General features: G+C 71.0%; 12 protein-coding genes. 7 read left to right on the forward strand and 5 right to left on the reverse strand.

Features of this window, described 5'->3' with window-relative positions; genetic code table 11:
• Positions 1-92: 92 nt before the first annotated feature.
• From ACIQM0_RS29640 to ACIQM0_RS29665, 6 genes are all read left to right on the forward strand, one after another.
• Complete coding sequence (locus ACIQM0_RS29640) at positions 93-944, forward strand: M24 family metallopeptidase (RefSeq protein ID WP_401292406.1); 852 nt, start codon at positions 93-95, stop codon at positions 942-944.
• Positions 941-2722 (forward strand): SDR family oxidoreductase, encoded by a 1782-nt coding sequence (locus tag ACIQM0_RS29645; protein ID WP_401292409.1) that lies wholly within the window; start codon positions 941-943, stop codon positions 2720-2722. Before ACIQM0_RS29640 ends, ACIQM0_RS29645 begins: the two co-directional genes overlap by 4 nt.
• On the forward strand, positions 2719-3690 hold the full coding sequence (locus ACIQM0_RS29650) for a MerR family transcriptional regulator (RefSeq protein WP_401292412.1): 972 nt from the start codon (positions 2719-2721) through the stop codon (positions 3688-3690). Before ACIQM0_RS29645 ends, ACIQM0_RS29650 begins: the two co-directional genes overlap by 4 nt.
• Positions 3691-3837: 147 nt before the next feature.
• Positions 3838-4380 carry an RNA 2'-phosphotransferase gene (locus ACIQM0_RS29655; RefSeq protein ID WP_401292415.1) on the forward strand — a complete coding sequence of 181 codons (543 nt, stop codon included), beginning with the start codon at positions 3838-3840 and terminating at the stop codon, positions 4378-4380.
• Between the two features lie 99 nt (positions 4381-4479).
• The gene (locus ACIQM0_RS29660) at positions 4480-5382 is read left to right on the forward strand and encodes an LLM class flavin-dependent oxidoreductase (RefSeq protein WP_401292418.1); all 903 of its coding nucleotides are present in this window, start codon (positions 4480-4482) and stop codon (positions 5380-5382) included.
• Positions 5383-5735: 353 nt separating this feature from the next.
• Entirely contained in the window at positions 5736-6602 is an 867-nt protein-coding gene (locus ACIQM0_RS29665; protein WP_401292420.1) for a Cof-type HAD-IIB family hydrolase, read from the forward strand.
• Positions 6603-6672: 70 nt separating this feature from the next.
• On the opposite strand, the gene ACIQM0_RS29670 is transcribed toward ACIQM0_RS29665, so the two are convergent.
• The 5 genes from ACIQM0_RS29670 to ACIQM0_RS29690 all read right to left on the reverse strand — a co-directional run bounded on the left by ACIQM0_RS29670 (position 6673) and on the right by ACIQM0_RS29690 (position 15653).
• The gene (locus ACIQM0_RS29670) at positions 6673-8421 is read right to left on the reverse strand and encodes a GAF domain-containing sensor histidine kinase (RefSeq protein WP_401292423.1); all 1749 of its coding nucleotides are present in this window, start codon (positions 8419-8421) and stop codon (positions 6673-6675) included.
• A 119-nt stretch (positions 8422-8540) separates the two neighbouring features.
• On the reverse strand, positions 8541-12074 hold the full coding sequence (gene cydD / locus ACIQM0_RS29675) for a thiol reductant ABC exporter subunit CydD (protein ID WP_401292426.1): 3534 nt from the start codon (positions 12072-12074) through the stop codon (positions 8541-8543).
• Positions 12075-12155: 81 nt separating this feature from the next.
• Positions 12156-13157 carry a cytochrome d ubiquinol oxidase subunit II gene (gene cydB, locus ACIQM0_RS29680; protein ID WP_401292428.1) on the reverse strand — a complete coding sequence of 334 codons (1002 nt, stop codon included), beginning with the start codon at positions 13155-13157 and terminating at the stop codon, positions 12156-12158.
• Positions 13158-13175: 18 nt separating this feature from the next.
• Positions 13176-14684 (reverse strand): cytochrome ubiquinol oxidase subunit I, encoded by a 1509-nt coding sequence (locus ACIQM0_RS29685; RefSeq protein ID WP_401292430.1) that lies wholly within the window; start codon positions 14682-14684, stop codon positions 13176-13178.
• A 237-nt stretch (positions 14685-14921) separates the two neighbouring features.
• The gene (locus tag ACIQM0_RS29690) at positions 14922-15653 is read right to left on the reverse strand and encodes a MerR family DNA-binding transcriptional regulator (protein ID WP_401292433.1); all 732 of its coding nucleotides are present in this window, start codon (positions 15651-15653) and stop codon (positions 14922-14924) included.
• A 54-nt stretch (positions 15654-15707) separates the two neighbouring features.
• On the opposite strand from ACIQM0_RS29690, the gene ACIQM0_RS29695 reads away from it, so the two are divergent.
• Complete coding sequence (locus ACIQM0_RS29695) at positions 15708-15995, forward strand: hypothetical protein (protein ID WP_401292435.1); 288 nt, start codon at positions 15708-15710, stop codon at positions 15993-15995.
• Positions 15996-16100 lie beyond the last annotated feature (105 nt).

Below are 16100 nucleotides of genomic sequence, written 5' to 3' on the forward strand. Positions count from 1 at the left end.
GCGCACCTCTTGACGTAGCCGCCGGACATTGTCACATTCATCAGTGTCACGTTACGGGCACGTACCGCACACGGCAGGGAACGGACGGTGGCATGGCCTCGCGAGTGAACGACGAACGGGCCTCGGATCTGCGGGGGTTCAGAGACGTGCAGCGTCTCGCGTACGCCTGCGCGGAAGCGGTCGCCGCCCGTCTGAGGCCGGGGGTGACCGAGCGGGACGCGGCCCGGATGCAGCGCGAGTGGCTGCGTCGGCGCGGGGTGCGGGACTGGTTCCACCTTCCCTTCGCCTGGTTCGGGGACCGCACGGCGTTCGCCGGTTTCAAGGTGCCGCTGCAGTTCTTCCCGACCGACCGGAAGCTGGAGCCGGGGATGCCGTTCATCCTCGACATGGCCCCGGTGTACAGGGGATTCACCGCGGACATCGGCTACTCGGGCTGCCTGGGGCTGAACCCCCTGCACGACAGGCTGCTCGCCGATCTGGAGGTCCACCGCGAGCTGATCCTGCGCGAGGTGCGCGAGCGGCGCCCGCTGCGCGAGATATACGAGGACGTGGAGCGCCTGATGATCAGGCAGGGCTACGCCAACCGGCACCGCGCGTATCCCTTCGGCGTCATCGCCCACAAGGTCGACCGCGTGGCCGAACGCCGTTGGTCGCCGCACGTGTTCGGGTTCGGCACCCAGTCGCTCAAGGGGCTGCTGAGTGACGCGGTGCACGGGCACCGGGACGGCTGGTCGCCGCTCTGGAGTCCGTACCGCTTCTCCGACCATCCTCCGCAGCCGGGCCTGTGGGCGGTCGAACCCCATCTCGGATTCCGGGGTACCGGCGCGAAGTTCGAGGAGATCCTGGTCGTCACCGACTCACGGGACCCCGAGCAGAGCGCCTTCTGGCTGGACGAGGATCTGCCGCATGTGCGGCGCTGGGCCGAGGAGAGGGTGGCGGCATGAGTCTGCGGGATCTGCCGGGGGCGCGCGAGCGCCGGGTGGCCACGGGCGGTATCGAGCTGTGCGTCGTCGAGCTGGGCGAGGAGACGCGTCCGACGATCGTGCTCGTGCACGGCTACCCGGACAGCAAGGAGGTCTGGACGCAGGTCGCCCGGCAGCTGGCCGAACAGTGGCACGTCGTGCTGTACGACGTACGCGGTCACGGCGGTTCGACGGCGCCCGTCCCGCTGCGCGGCGGCTTCACCCTGGAGAAGCTGACCGACGACTTCCTGGCCGTCGTCGACACGGTGAGCCCGGACCGGCCGGTCCATGTGGTCGGGCACGACTGGGGCTCGGTCCAGGCCTGGGAGTTCGCGACGGTCAGCCGCACGGAGGGCCGGATCGCCTCCTTCACCTCGATGTCCGGCCCCTCTCTGGACCACTTCGGGCACTGGATCAAGCAGCGGATGGCCCGGCCCACTCCGCGCCGGGTGGGCCAGCTGCTGGGCCAGGGCGCCAAGTCCTGGTACGTGTACATGTTGCATACGCCGGTCCTGCCGGAGCTGGCATGGCGCGGTCCGCTCGGCAAGCGGTGGCCCGGCATCCTGGAGCGGCTGGAGAAGGTGCCGCCGGGCGACTACCCGACGGCGTCCCTGCCCGACGACGCGGCGCACGGGGCCTGGCTCTACCGCGACAACGTCCGGTCCCGGCTGCGCAGGCCCCGCACCGATGCCTACGCGCATGTGCCGGTCCAGCTGATCACGCCGACCGGCGACGTCTTCCTGTCGCAGCAGCTCTACGACGACCTCGAGTCATGGGTGCCGCAGTTGACCCGCCGCTCGCTGCCGGCCAAGCACTGGGTACCGCGCACCAGGCCCGACCAGCTGGCCTCCTGGATCAATGAGTTCGCCGCCGTCAACGAGGAGGCTCTACGGGGCGGCGTCCCGGTGCGGGACACCGCGCCGAAGGGTGCGTACGCGGACCGGTTCGGCGGACAGCTCGTCCTGGTGACGGGCGCGGCCGGCGGTATCGGCCGGGCCACCGCCTTCGCCTTCGCGGAGGCGGGCGCCCGGGTGGTGGCCGTGGACCGGGATGCGGACGGTGCGGCCCGAACGGCGGAGCTGGCCCGGCTGATAGGCGCCCCGGCCGCCTGGGCGGAGACGGTCGACGTCAGCGACGAGCAGGCCATGGAGAAGCTCGCCGAGAAGGTCGCCGCCGAGTACGGGATCGTCGACGTGCTGGTGAACAACGCGGGGATCGGGCTGTCCGGCTCGTTCCTGGAGACGACCACAGAGGACTGGAAGCACGTCCTCGACGTCAACCTCTGGGGTGTCATCCACGGCTGCCGGCTCTTCGGCAAGCAGATGGCCGAGCGGGGGCAGGGCGGCCACATCGTCAACACCGCCTCCGCTGCGGCGTATCAGCCGTCGCGGGCGCTTCCGGCGTACAGCACGTCGAAGGCCGCCGTGCTGATGCTCAGCGAATGCCTGCGCGCCGAGCTCGCGGAGAAGTCGATCGGGGTCAGCGCGGTCTGTCCCGGCATCGTCAACACGAACATCACCGCGACCACGCATTTCGCCGGGACCGACGCGGCGGAGGAGCGGCGGCTGCGGAAACGGACGAGCAAGCTGTACGGGGTGCGCAACTACCCGCCGGAGAAGGTCGCAGAGGCGATCCTGCGAGCGGTGGTCCGCAACCAGGCCGTCGTCCCGGTGACGCCGGAGTCCCATGCCGCCCGGTTCCTGTCCCGGGTCAGCCCCGGGGCGCTGCGCGGCATCGCCCGGCTGAAGCCGCCGCTGTGAGCGGGGCGGGGCCGTCGCCTGCCGGGCGGACGGGCGCGGAGTACCGGATCGAGGACCTGGCGCATGCCAGCGGGGCCACGGTCCGCACGATCCGCGCCTACCAGGACCGCGGGCTGCTGCCGACCCCGGAGCGCCGGGGCCGGGCCAATGTGTACCGGGACACCCATCTCACCCGGCTGCGGCAGATCGCCGATCTGCTCGACCGCGGTTACACCCTGGCCAGCATCAAGGAGTTGCTGGAGGCGTGGGACACGGGCCGCGGGCTCGGCGGGGTGCTCGGGCTCGTCGCCGAGGTGCACGGGCCGTGGACCGACGAGCGGGCGGACCGGATCACCCGGGCCGAGCTGGAGGTGAGGTTCGGCGGCACCTCCGACGACCGGGCCGTCGCCGAGGCGGTGGACCTCGGCGTGCTCGAACCAATCCCCGGACGCGAAGACGAGTTCCTGGTCCCGAGTCCCCAAGAGCTGGCGGTCGCGGTGGAGTTGTATGCGGCGGGTGTGCCGCTCAGCGCGATCTCCGGGCATCTGAGGGAGCTTCGGGGTCAGGTCGAGCAGATAGCGTCCCGTTTCCTGGAGTTCACCACGGAGCATGTTTTCGCCCGCTATCTCGGCCATCGGCCGCCGACGGACGCGGACGCGGCCGAGGCCGCCTCGATGGTGCGCAGGCTCCGTCCGCTCGCCCAGCAGACGGTGGACGCCGAACTGGCGCGTGCGATGCGGACGTTCGCGACGCGTCATCTGGAGCAGCATCTCACCGCTGAGGAGCCCTTCACCTCGGCTCGCGTGGCGCATACGCCGGTGCCGGTGGCCCTGCCGCCCTCGACAATCACGGCCGTGGAGCGTCTGGTTGGCCAGGAGCACGCTGCCGCGTTCGTCACTGCGGCCACTGAACGTGAAGTACAAGCAAGAACATTGGATACTCTTGCCTCATCTCATGCCAAGATGCAGCAAATTGACCAAATAGGCTAAATCGCAGGCCACTTGTCCACAGAATCGTCAAATTACCTGTGGATAACCCTAGTTGGCTGTGGATCAAACCTGTGGACAAGAATTGCTGCTGTGCATCCCGAGAGAATCCGGATGCGCCGGAGACCGCTCCGCGGGCACTCTGGACGGATGGATGAAAGACGCACCGTCAAGGTGTCGAAGTACCTCTCGAAGCACCTGCGGCATCAGCCCGAACGGATCGGCCTGCAGCTCGACGCACACGGCTGGGTGGCCATCGACGAGCTGCTCCGGGCCACGGCACACCACCGCTTCCCGCTCACCCGCGCCGAGCTCGACCACGTCGTCGCCTCCAACGACAAGCAGCGCTTCGCCGTCGAGGGCGGCCGCATCCGGGCCAGCCAGGGGCACACCGTGGAAGTGGACCTGGACCTGCCACCGGCCGAGCCGCCCGCGTACCTCTATCACGGTACGGTCGGCCGGTTCCTGGACGCGATCCGGAGCGAGGGCCTGCGGCCGATGAACCGCACCCATGTCCACCTCTCGCCGGACCGTGAGACGGCGACCCGTGTCGGGGCCCGACGCGGCAAGCCCGTCGTGCTGACCGTGGACACCGCCGCGATGCACCTGGCCGGCCACACCTTCTGCGTCAGCGCCAACGGGGTCTGGCTCACGGCCGCGGTGCCCCCGGAGTTCCTGCGCCTGCCCGGCTGACCAGGGAGCGCATCCCCTGTCCGGCGCGCACCGTGCAGTCGGCCACGGCACCCATGCGGCCTGCCCGGTCGGCGGAAAGGTGACACGTAGGCTCGGGGCATGAGCCTGCGCCTGAGCACCGTGATCCTCCCCGTAGACCGATGGCACGAGGGGGGTCGCGCGAAGTGGCAGCGAGCCGAGGAGCTCGGGTTCCACGCCGCGTACACCTACGACCATCTCTCCTGGCGCACCTTCCGCGACGGCCCTTGGTTCGGCGCCCTGCCCACCCTCACGGCCGCCGCCACAGTGACTGAGCGCCTCCGCCTGGGCACCCTCGTCACCTCCCCGAACTTCCGCCACCCCGTGACACTCGCCAAGGAACTGATCTCTCTCGACGACATCTCCGACGGGCGGATCACCCTGGGCATCGGGGCGGGCGGCAACGGCTTCGACGCGACGGCGCTGGGGCAGGAGGCGTGGACGCCGCGTGAGCGCGCGGACCGCTTCGGCGAGTTCGTACCGCTGCTCGACCGGCTGCTCACCGAGGACGCGGTGACGCAGGAGGGGACCTTCTACTCGGCGGTCGAGGCGCGGAACATCCCGGGCTGTGTGCAGCGGCCTCGGCTGCCCTTCGCGGTGGCAGCCACCGGACCGCGCGGGCTGAAGCTGGCCGCCCGGTACGGGCAGGCCTGGGTGACGACCGGGGACCCGAAGCTGTTCGAGGAGGGGACTCCGGAGCAGTCGGTGGCCGCGCTGCGTGGCCAGATCGAGCGACTCGGTGCGGCCTGCGCCGCGATCGGCCGGGACGCCACGCCGCTGGACAAGATCCTGCTCATGGGCTTCACCCCGGACCGCAACCGTCCGCTGGAGTCGGTCGACGCGTTCGTCGACTTCGCCGGCCGCCACCGCGACCTCGGCTTCACCGAGCTCGTGCTCCACTGGCCCATCCCGGACTCGGACTTCGCGACCGACCAGGGGGCCTTCGAGAAGATCGCGACCGAGGCGCTCGGCCAGCTCCGTTGACGGACGCACCGCTGACACACCGCTGACGGACGCGCTGTAAGGGCACGGGGCGGCTCCGGCAGTCAGTCCGCTGAGGTCGTGGCCCGCCAGTGACGGCCGACGCCGGGTGCTGGTGCCGGCGCGGTCACCACACCAGGTGACCGCGCCGATCAGTTCCGGCGTCGGCGGCTCCTGCGGGTCACCGGCCCATCCGGGGGCGTCAGGTGCGCGGAGTGCCAGGTACGCGGAAGGCTTCGGCAGAACTCCAACCTTCTGGCATATGCCAGAGGGATGTTCCCCTGCTCAGCACGCGTGCGTACTCAGATGTGCGCCCCTACGCACGCCCGTGCACCCGGGTACGCGAGAATGGGGCGGTGACCTCAGCTACCGATTCCCCTCTTCCTGCCGCTCCCCGGCTGATCGCCACCGACCTGGACGGCACCCTCCTGCGCGACGACAAGACCGTCTCGGACCGCACGGTCGCGGCGCTCGCCGCCGCCGAGGAGGCCGGGATCGAGGTCTTCTTCGTCACCGGCCGGCCCGCCCGATGGATGGATGTCGTCAGCGACCACGTCCACGGCCACGGCCTGGCTATCTGCGCCAACGGCGCCGCCGTCGCCGACCTGCACGACGGCGGCAGGCTGCTGAAGGTCCGCGCCCTGGAACGGGAGGCCGCCCTCGACGTCGTGCACACCCTGCGCGCGGCCGCCCCCGGCACCTCCTTCGCCGTCGAACTGGCCACCGGTATCCACTACGAGTCGGACTACCCGCCCTTCCACCTCGATCCCGGCGCCACCGTGGCCGCCGCCGAGAAGCTGCTCCACGAGGAGACACCGGGCACCGGCGCACCCGTGCTGAAGCTCCTCGCCCACCACGGCGAGCTGACCCCGGACGACTTCCTCGCCCTGGCCCGTACCGCCGCGGGCGACCGGGCCTCCTTCACCCGGTCCAGCCCGACCGCCCTCCTGGAGGTCAGCGGACCGGGCGTCTCCAAGGCCAGCACACTGGAACTCTGCTGCGCCGAGCGCGGCATCTCCCCCGCCGAGGTCGTCGCGTTCGGGGACATGCCCAACGACGTGGAGATGCTGAGCTGGGCCGGCGCCTCGTACGCGATGGGCAACGCCCACCCGGCCGCCGTGGCGGCGGCCACCGGCCGTACGGCCACCAACAACGAGGACGGCGTCGCGGTCGTCATCGAGCGGCTCATCGCCGAGCAGGCCCTGTCCCGCACCCAGCGCTGAGCGGCGCCGGGCCGACCGAACACCGACGCCGCCTCGCGAAGCCGCTGCGGGCGGCGTGACCCGCGCGGTGTCAGAGCGGTGCCTGCCACACCACCGTCGTGCCGCCGCCGTCCTCCCCGAGGCCGGGTCCGAACCAGCTGGCCCCGCCGAGCGACTCCGCCCGGCGGGCCAGGTTCCGGAGCCCGCTGCGCCTGCCGCCCGGCGGGATGCCCACACCGTCGTCGGCGACCGTGAGCCGTACCGCGTCCCGCCCGTCGGGAAGCGTGGCGGTCGCGTCCACGACCACGTCGATCCGGGACGCCACGGCGTGCCGGAAGGCGTTCGACAGCGCCTCACGCAGCGCCGCGATCAGGTTCTTGCCGGTCAGCTCGCCGACCCCGGAGTCGACCGGGCCGAGGAAGCGGTGTGACGGTTTGAAGCCCAGTGGGACCGCCGCCATGTTGATCTCGCGCAGCACCCGCGTGCGCAGCCCGGACGGCGCCTCGGCCGGCTCCTGCTGCAACGCGAAGATCGCGGTACGGATCTCCTGGATGGTCACGTCCAGCTCGTCGACCGCCCGGCCCACGCCGGTCTGCACCTCCGGCACGGCCGACCGGCGCTGAGCGCTCTCCAGCATCATCCCGGTGGCGAACAGCCGCTGAATGACCAGGTCGTGCAGGTCCCGGGCGATCCGGTCGCGGTCTTCGTAGACCGCGAGCCGTTCCCGGTCCCGCTGTGCCTCGGCCATCATCAGCGCGAGCGCGGCCTGCGAGGCGAACTGGGCGGCGAGGGTCCGCTCCGTCTCGGTGAACGGCCGGCCGCCCCTGGCCCGCGGGGTGGCGAGCGCGCCGAGCACCCGGCCCCCGCTGTGCAGCGGGAGCAGCATGCTCGGCCCGAACCGGTCCGCCAGCCTGGTGGTCACGCGGGGGTCGGTGGCCGAGTCGTCCACGAAGACGGCCTCGCCGCTCAGCAGGGTCGCCACGATCGGGCTCTGCGCCGGGATGATCACCCCGAGCGCCGCGACCGGCTCCTCCGCGGACACGGCGACGATCTCCAGGCCCCCTTCCTCGGCCGGCAGCAGCACGATCCCGGCGTCGGAGGCGGCGAGATGGCGGGCCTGTTCGGCGACGACCGCGAGCGCGTCGTCGGCGTCCCCGCCGGAGAGCAGGGCGGTGGTCACGGCGACCGAGCCGTCGATCCACCGCTCGCGCTGCCGGGCGGCCTCGTACAGCCGGGCATTGCCGATGGCGATGCCCGCCTCGGTGGCCAGCACCCGCACCATGTGCAGGTCGTAGTCGGTGAACTCGCCCCCTCCGTCCTTCTCGGCCAGATAGAGGTTGCCGAAGATCTCGCCCTGCACCCGGATCGGTACGCCGAGGAAGGTCCGCATCGGGGGATGGCCCGGCGGGAATCCGGCGCACCGCGGATCGGCCGTCAGATCGGTGAGCCGTACGGGCCGGGGGTCGTGAATCAGGGCGCCGAGCAGACCCCGGTGGCCGTCGGGCCGGTGGCCGATCTCGTTCGCCACCGACTCAGGGACCCCGTAGGTGACGAAGTCCGAGAGCCCTTTGCCCTCCTCGTCCACGACGCCGATGGCCGCGTAGCGGGCGTGGGCCAGTTCGGCCGCCGTCTCGCAGATCCGGTCGAGGGTGGTGTGCAGTTCGAGCCCGGTGCCGACGGAGCGCATGGCTTCGAGCAGCTGCGGTACGCGGGCGGTGAGTTCGGTGGACAGGCCCTGCAGGCTGCGGGTGGCCTCCGTCGCGGCTTCGAGCGAGTCCTTCGGGTGCGACGAGTCCTTCGAGTGCTTCGGGTGCGGGTGCTTCGGGCCCTGCTCTGACATACCCAGAGAGTAGTTAGTCCCTTTTGTTGGGGAAAGTCGAGAGTCGGTTCGGACACTCCCGGGCCTGGACGCCTCGGACCCGGGCACCCCCGACCGGCGCGCCTCGGGCCCGTGGTGTCTCAGACCCGTGCGTCCAGGTACTCGCCCGGCTCCCGTACGGTCTCGCGCTCGCGCGCCAGCATCCGGCTCAGCGGACCGTCCACCGCCACGAGTGCCGCGTACGGACCCCGCTGCACCACCGCGCCCGCGTCCAGGACGACCACCTCGTCGACCGCGTCCAGGCCTTCGAGCCGGTGGGTGATCAGTACCGTCGTACGTCCCCGGGTGGCCGCGAGCAGGTCCGCGGTCAGGGCGTCGGCGGTCGGCAGATCGAGGTGCTCGGCCGGTTCGTCCAGAACGAGCACGGGGAAGTCCGCCAGCAGCGCCCGCGCCAGTGCGAGCCGCTGGCGCTGGCCTCCGGAGAGGCGGGCGCCGTGTTCACCGACGAGGGTGTCCAGCCCCTCCGGCAGTGCCTCGGCCCAGTCGAGCAGCCGGGCCTGCGCGAGGGCGTCGCGCAGTTCCGCGTCGGTCGCGCCGGTACGGGCGAGACGCAGGTTCTCCCGGATGGAACTGTCGAAGATGTGGGCGTCCTGGGCGCACAGCCCGACGAACCGCCGGACCGTGTCCCCGTCCAGCGCGGACGCCTCCACACCGCCGATCCGGTACGTCCCCGCCCGCGCGTCCAGGAAGCGGAGCAGGACCTGGGCGAGCGTGGTCTTCCCGGAACCCGACGGGCCCACGACCGCGATGCGCCGGCCGGCCTCCAGCGTGAGGTCCACGGAGTCCAGGGCGTCGTGCCGCGCCCCCGCGTACCGGGCCGACAGCCCCCGTACCTCCAGCGGGAAGGGCGACGCGGGAGCCTCGGCCGGGGTGGCGGGTTCGCGCACCGGCACCGGGGCGTCCAGCACCTCGTACACCCGCTCCGCGCTCCGCCTGACCCGCTGCCGGTACTGCACGGCGAGCGGGAGGCCGGTGACGGCCTCGAAGGCGGCCAGCGGGGTGAGGACGACGACGGCGAGTTCCACGCCGGCCAGGCGTCCGTCGGCCACCGCGGGAAGCGCGACGAGTGCGGCGGCGACCACGGTGAGGCCGGCGATCAGGGCGGTGAGTCCGCCGCCGAGCGCGGTGGCGGTCGCGGCCCGGGAGGCGATCCGGGTCAGGACACCGTCGGCCTCCCGGGTCCTGGCCGAGCGGCCCGGCAGGGCTCCGGCGACGGTCAGTTCGGCGGTCCCGCCGAGCAGGTCGGTGATGCGGGTCGCCAGATCGGCGCGGGCGGGCGCGAGGCGCCGCTCGGCGTGCCGGGCGCAGGCGCCGCTGACGAGCGGGACCCCGACCCCGGCCAGCAGCAGTCCGGCGGCGAGTACGGCACCCGCTTCCGGCAGCAGCCAGCCGGTGAATCCGGCGGCTGCCGCTCCCACGACGACCGCTGTCCCGGCGGGCAGCAACCACCGCAGCCAGTAGTCCTGCAGGGCGTCCACATCGGCGACCAGCCGCGAGAGCAGATCCCCGCGCCGGGTCCGGCGCAGACCCGCGGGCGCGATGCGCTCCAGGCCCCGGTAGACGGCGACGCGCAGCTCGGCGAGCATCCGGAGAACCGCGTCGTGCGAGACGAGGCGTTCGGCGTAGCGGAAGACCGCCCGCCCGATGCCGAAGGCGCGGGTCGCCGTCACCGCGACCATCAGGTAGAGCACCGGGGGCTGTTCGGAGGCGCGGGAGATCAGCCAGCCGGAGACGGCCATGAGACCGACCGCGGAGCCCAGCGCGAGGCTGCCCAGCAGCAGGGCGAGCGCGAGCCGGCCGCGCTGTGCCCCGGCGGCCTCCCTGACCCGGGCCAGCACGTGCCCGGTCCGGGCCGCGGTGTCCCGCAGCACCTCGGGTTCCCGCACCGCCGCGTTGCCGGTGAGGTCGTCGGGTGCGCCCGCCGGGCGCGGCACCACGGCCCGCACGGGGGTCCCCGCCGCATCGGCCGGTCCGGCCGTCGCGCCCGGCTCCAGCCGCACCACCCGGTCCGCGACCGACAGGAGCGCCGGCCGGTGCACGACCAGCAGCACGGTCCGGCCGGCCGCCAGTCTGCGTACCGCCTCGACGATGCCCGCTTCCGTCTCGCCGTCCAGGCTCGCGGTCGGCTCGTCGAGCAGCAGCACCGGCCGGTCGGCGAGAAACGCGCGGGCGAGCGCGAGGCGCTGCCGCTGTCCGGCGGAGAGGCCCGCCCCGTCCTCGCCGAGGAGGGTCGCGGCGCCGTCCGGCAGGTCCGTCACGAAGTCGTACGCCCCGGCGTCGCGCAGCGCGGCCTCCACCGCGCTGTCGTCCGCCTCCGGCCGGGCCAGCCGTACGTTCTCCGCGATCGTGCCGGCGAAGAGATGCGGGCGCTGCGGGACCCAGGCGATCCGTTCGCGCCAGCGTTCGGGGGAGAGGTCCGCCAGATCGGTGCCGCCGACCCGTACCCGTCCCTCGTCGGGAGCGGCGAATCCCAGCACCACGTTGAGCAGGGTGGACTTGCCGACGCCACTCGGGCCGACCAGGGCGACGGTCTCCCCCTCGTCCACCACCAGCGAGGCGTCGGCGAGCGAGGGTTCGGTGCGCCCCGCGTGCCGGACGGTCACACCCTCCAGCTCCAGCCGCAGCGACTTCGGGACGTCCTGCGTACCGCCCGCCCGCGGCTCGGTCTCCAGGACCGAGAAGATCTCCTCCGCGGCCGAGAGGCCCTCGGCGGCGGCGTGGTACTGCGCCCCCACCTGCCGGAGCGGCAGATAGGCCTCCGGCGCGAGGATCAGCACCACCAGGCCGGTGTAGAGGTCGAGCTCCCCGTGCACCAGCCGCATGCCGATGGTGACGGCGACGAGGGCCACCGAGAGCGTCGCCAGCAGCTCCAGGGCGAAGGACGACAGGAAGGCGATCCGCAGCGTGCGCACGGTCGCCAGCCGGTACTGCGAGGTGATGGTCCGGATGGACTCGGCCTGGGCCTTGGCCCGGCCGAAGACCTTCAGGGTCGGCAGCCCGGCGACCACGTCGAGGAAGTGCCCGGAGAGGCGCGAGAGCAGCCGCCACTGACGGTCCATCCGCGACTGGGTCGCCCAGCCGATCAGAATCATGAAGAGCGGGATGAGGGGCAGGGTGACGACGATGATCGCCGCCGAGATCCAGTCCTCCGTAACCACCCTGGCGAGCACCGCCACCGGCACCACCACCGCGAGCCCGAGCTGCGGCAGATAGCGCGCGAAGTAGTCGTCGAGCGCGTCGATCCCCCGGGTGGCGAGGGTCACCAGCGAACCGGTGCGCTGCCCGCTCAGCCATTCCGGACCCAGCGCCGCCGCCCGGTCGAGCAGCCGTCCGCGCAGTTCCGACTTGACGGCCGCGCCCGCCCGGTAGGCGGCCAGCTCGGTGAGCCAGGAGACCAGGGCCCGGCCGAGCGCGACCGCGGCGAGAAGGATGAGCGGGGTGCGCAGCCCCGATCCGGTGAGCCCGTCCTCGAAACCGCCCACCACCACTTCGGCGACGAGCATGGCCTGGGCGATGACCAGCGCCGCCCCGGCCAGTCCGAGTACCACCACAGCGACCAGGAAGAGGCGGGTGGCGCGGGCGTGGCGGAGCAGGCGCGGGTCGATCGGTTTCACGTGAAACACCCCAGGGGGCTCGGCTCGGTCAGGGCACGTACGACCTGATCCGCTCTGTCGCGCACCAGGTCGCCACTGCGTTCAGTGCGCGTCGGCGATGTGGTGGGTACCGATGCGCTTGCGGAACACCCAGTAGGTCCAGCCCTGGTACAGCAGCACCACGGGAGTGGCGATCCCCGCGCACCAGGTCATGATCTTCAGCGTGTACGGGGTGGACGAGGCGTTGGTGACCGTGAGGCTCCAGGCATCGTTCAGCGAGGACGGCATGACGTTCGGGAAGAGCGTGAGGAAGAGCATCGCGACCGCGGCCGTGATGGTCACACCGGAGAAGGCGAAGGACCAGCCCTCGCGCCCCGCCGCGACGGCGCCGATCGCCCCGACCAGGGACACCACAGCGATGATCATCGCGATCAGGCTCCAGCTGTCACCGTTGTCGGCCTGGGTCCAGATCAGGAAGCCCAGTGCCAGCACCGCGGTGACCCCGCCCAGCTTCAGCGCCAGTCGGCGTGCCCTGGCCCGGATGTCCCCGACCGTCTTGAGCCCCGCGAACACCGTTCCGTGGAAGGTGAAGAGCGAGAGCGTGACCAGCCCGCCGAGGATCGAGTACGGATTGAGCAGGTCCCAGAAGTTGCCCACGTACTCCATGTCGGCGTCGATCTTCACGCCGCGCACGATGTTCCCGAAGGCCACACCCCAGAGCAGCGCCGGGATCAGCGAGGTCCAGAAGATCGCGTTCTCCCAGTTGGTCTGCCACTTGTCCTCGGGCCGCTTCGCCCGGTACTCGAAGGCGACACCGCGCACGATCAGGCAGAGCAGGATGATCAGCAGCGGGAGGTAGAAGCCGGAGAACAGCGTGGCGTACCACTCGGGGAACGCGGCGAAGGTCGCTCCGCCGGCGCTGAGCAGCCAGACCTCGTTGCCGTCCCAGACGGGCCCGATCGTATTGATCAGGACCCGTCGTTCCTTGCGGTCGCGGGCCAGCAGCTTGGTGAGCACACCGATCCCGAAGTCGAATCCCTCCAGGAAGAAGTAGCCGATCCAGAGGACGGCGATGAGCACGAACCAGACGTCGTGGAGTTCCATCTCTCGGCTCCTGCGCTCTCAGTAGGAGAAGGCCATGGGCCGGTCGGCGTCGTCATCGTCGCCGCCGATCCTGGTGGGCGGGTTGAGGTCGTCGTCCGTGAGCTCCGGAGGCCCGGCCTTGATGTACTTCACGAGCAGCTTGACCTCGACCACGGCCAGCGCCGCGTAGAGCAGCGTGAAGAGGATCAGCGAGGTGAGCACCTCGCCCTGCGAGACGCCGGGGGAGACCGCGTTGCGGGTCTGGAGCACCCCGTAGACGACCCAGGGCTGACGGCCCATCTCGGTGAAGATCCAGCCCCAGGAGTTGGCGATCAGCGGGAAGAGCAGGGTCCACAGGGCGACGATCCAGTAGCACCTGGCGAGCTTCGGGCTCAGCGCCTTGTTCTTGAACAGGACCAGGTGCGGCACTTCGTCCTCACCGGTCCGCATCCCCGGTGGGAGCATGAACTTCTTCCGGGTCAGCCACAGTCCCAGGATCCCGAGGGCGAAGGACGCCATCCCGAAGCCGATCATCCACCGGAAGCTCCAGAAGGCGACCGGGATGTTGGGCCGGTAGTCGCCGGGCCCGTACTTCTCCTGCTCGGCCTTGTTGATGTCGTTGATGCCGGGGACGTACGAGTCGAAGTTGTCGTCGGCGAGGAAGGACAGTATTCCGGGGATCGAGATCTCGACGGAGTTGTGCCCCTTGCTGACATCCCCGTACGCGAAGATCGAGAAGGGCGCGGAGTGCTGCCCGTCCCACAGCGCCTCGGCCGCGGCCATCTTCATCGGCTGCTGCTTGAACATCACCTTGCCGAGCTGGTCACCGCTGACGGCCGTGAGCAGACCGGCGACCACCACGGTGATCAGCCCCAGGCGGAGCGAGGTCCGCATCACCGGGATGTGCTTCTTGCGGGCCAGGTGGAAGGCGGCGATGCCGACCATGAACGCCCCACCGACCAGGAAGGCCGCCGTGATGGTGTGGAAGAACTGCGCCAGCGCGGTGTTCTGGGTGAGCACGTGCCAGAAGTCGGTGAGCTCCGCGCGTCCGCGTTCCTTGTTGATGCGGTAGCCGACCGGGTGCTGCATCCAGGAGTTGGCCGCCAGGATGAAGTACGCGGAGAGGATGGTGCCGATCGAGACCATCCAGATGCAGGCTAGGTGGATCTTCTTCGGCAGCTTGTCCCAGCCGAAGATCCACAGCCCGATGAAGGTGGACTCGAAGAAGAACGCGATCAGCGCCTCGAACGCGAGTGGGGCACCGAAGATGTCTCCGACGAACCGCGAGTAGTCCGACCAGTTCATGCCGAACTGGAACTCCTGGACGATGCCGGTGACGACGCCCATGGCGATGTTGATCAGGAAGAGCTTTCCCCAGAACTTGGTGGCCCTGAGGTACTTCTCGTTGTTCGTCCGCACCCAGGCGGTCTGCAGGCCCGCGGTGAGCGCGGCGAGCGAGATCGTCAGGGGAACGAAGAGGAAGTGGTAGACGGTGGTCGTTCCGAACTGCCATCGCGCCAGGGTCTCCGGCGCCAGAGCTAGCTCCACGTCGTCTTCTCCTTACGTCGCCGTAGTTGCACCGGCATTTTGTCCCTTAAATCCGACTGATCATGGGAGGAAGCAGGACACGCTTGTGAACGCGTTCACATTCACAAGCAATTATGGCCCACCCCTGAATCGAACTCTCGGCCGGGGTACCTCTCCGGGGACGTACTGATCATTTCCCCCGAAGCAGACACCGCTCCGGCCCCGGGACGAGGCACGTGGGAGGGCCGGAGCGTCGAGTCACGCACGCAGTCGTGCGCGGATGAGCGTGTCGAGTCGCTGCCACGCCGGCGACGAGGCGTTGACCGTGCTCTGGACGAGGGCGGGGATGTCGGAGGCCGCGTCCAGCTCGGGCGGTTCGTCGGGGCCGTAGCGTTCCCGGGTCGCCTCGGCGATCCTGCGGGCGAGGTCGTCGATGCGGGGGTCGCCGGCATCGAGGCCGTGCGCGTGGTCGTAGTGGAGGAAGAGCTGCCGCAGTGCCGGGTCGGCCAGGCTCTCGGCCTGGTCCTGGAACAGGCGCGTCGCCTGGTGCGGGTGGGCGGCGAACACGAGGATCCACAGGTCGCGTTGCAGGTCCACCCAGCGAGGGGTGAACCCCCAGCCGGCCAGGTGCTCCAGATGGGCACGGACCTCGGCGGGGAGCGGGGCCAGACTTCCGGCAGCGAGCCGGCCCAGGCGTCCCTGCGTCGCCCGCAGGCCACGGATGCGATCGGTGAGCTCGCCGTCGATCTCGCGCAGCGCCTGCCGGAACTCCTCGTCGGTCGCCGATCTCAGCTGACGGATACGGGCCAGGGGGACGCCGGCTTCGGCGAGTGTCCGGACCTTGATCAGCTCGATGGCGTCGCGCGCACCGTACCGCCGATAGCCGGACGCATCGCGGCCGGGCTCGGGGAGCAGGCCCTTGTCGTGGTAGACGCGAATGGTCTTGACCGACACCCCGACGTACCTCGCCAGCTGCCCGATGGTGATCACCCGGCCATCGTCCCACTTGACCCTTCCCCTGGGGCAGGGTCGCACGATGGCGTCATGGCGAACACGAACATCGATCGGGACACCCTGCGCGAGCTGGCCGACCAGGGCAACGAGACCGCCCTGGACCGGCTGGCCGACCTCGCCGACGCGGCCGGCGAGGTCGGGGAGCTGAGCGAGCTGCTGGACGAGGGATCCACGCGCGCCGGGCTTCTGCTCACTCGACGCGCGGCTTCGGCCCGTGATCTGCGCGAGCTCCAACGGATCGCCGACGCCGGGTACGACGGGGCCGCAGACGAACTGAACAGGCTGCTACAGGCACCGGCCGACGGGCATCGGGAATGACGGCCGCGAGGACCTGACCGGCCGCGGTGGCTGTCCAGGTCGCGCGGCCACCGAACGCGGGCCGCCTCCGACCCGCGCCGACCTGAACGACCTGCCGCCCGCCGG

This window comes from Streptomyces sp. NPDC091387, from assembly GCF_044756945.1.
Lineage (GTDB): Bacteria > Actinomycetota > Actinomycetes > Streptomycetales > Streptomycetaceae > Streptomyces.

Coding starts and splice junctions, on each gene's coding strand:
- ACIQM0_RS29640 (WP_401292406.1), top strand. CDS start 93: ATGGCCTCGCGAGTGAACGACGAACGGGCCTCGGATCTGCGGGGGTTC.
- ACIQM0_RS29660 (WP_401292418.1), top strand. CDS start 4,480: ATGAGCCTGCGCCTGAGCACCGTGATCCTCCCCGTAGACCGATGGCAC.
- ACIQM0_RS29645 (WP_401292409.1), top strand. CDS start 941: ATGAGTCTGCGGGATCTGCCGGGGGCGCGCGAGCGCCGGGTGGCCACG.
- cydB (WP_401292428.1), bottom strand. CDS start 13,157: ATGGAACTCCACGACGTCTGGTTCGTGCTCATCGCCGTCCTCTGGATC.
- ACIQM0_RS29670 (WP_401292423.1), bottom strand. CDS start 8,421: ATGTCAGAGCAGGGCCCGAAGCACCCGCACCCGAAGCACTCGAAGGAC.
- ACIQM0_RS29655 (WP_401292415.1), top strand. CDS start 3,838: ATGGATGAAAGACGCACCGTCAAGGTGTCGAAGTACCTCTCGAAGCAC.
- ACIQM0_RS29695 (WP_401292435.1), top strand. CDS start 15,708: ATGGCGAACACGAACATCGATCGGGACACCCTGCGCGAGCTGGCCGAC.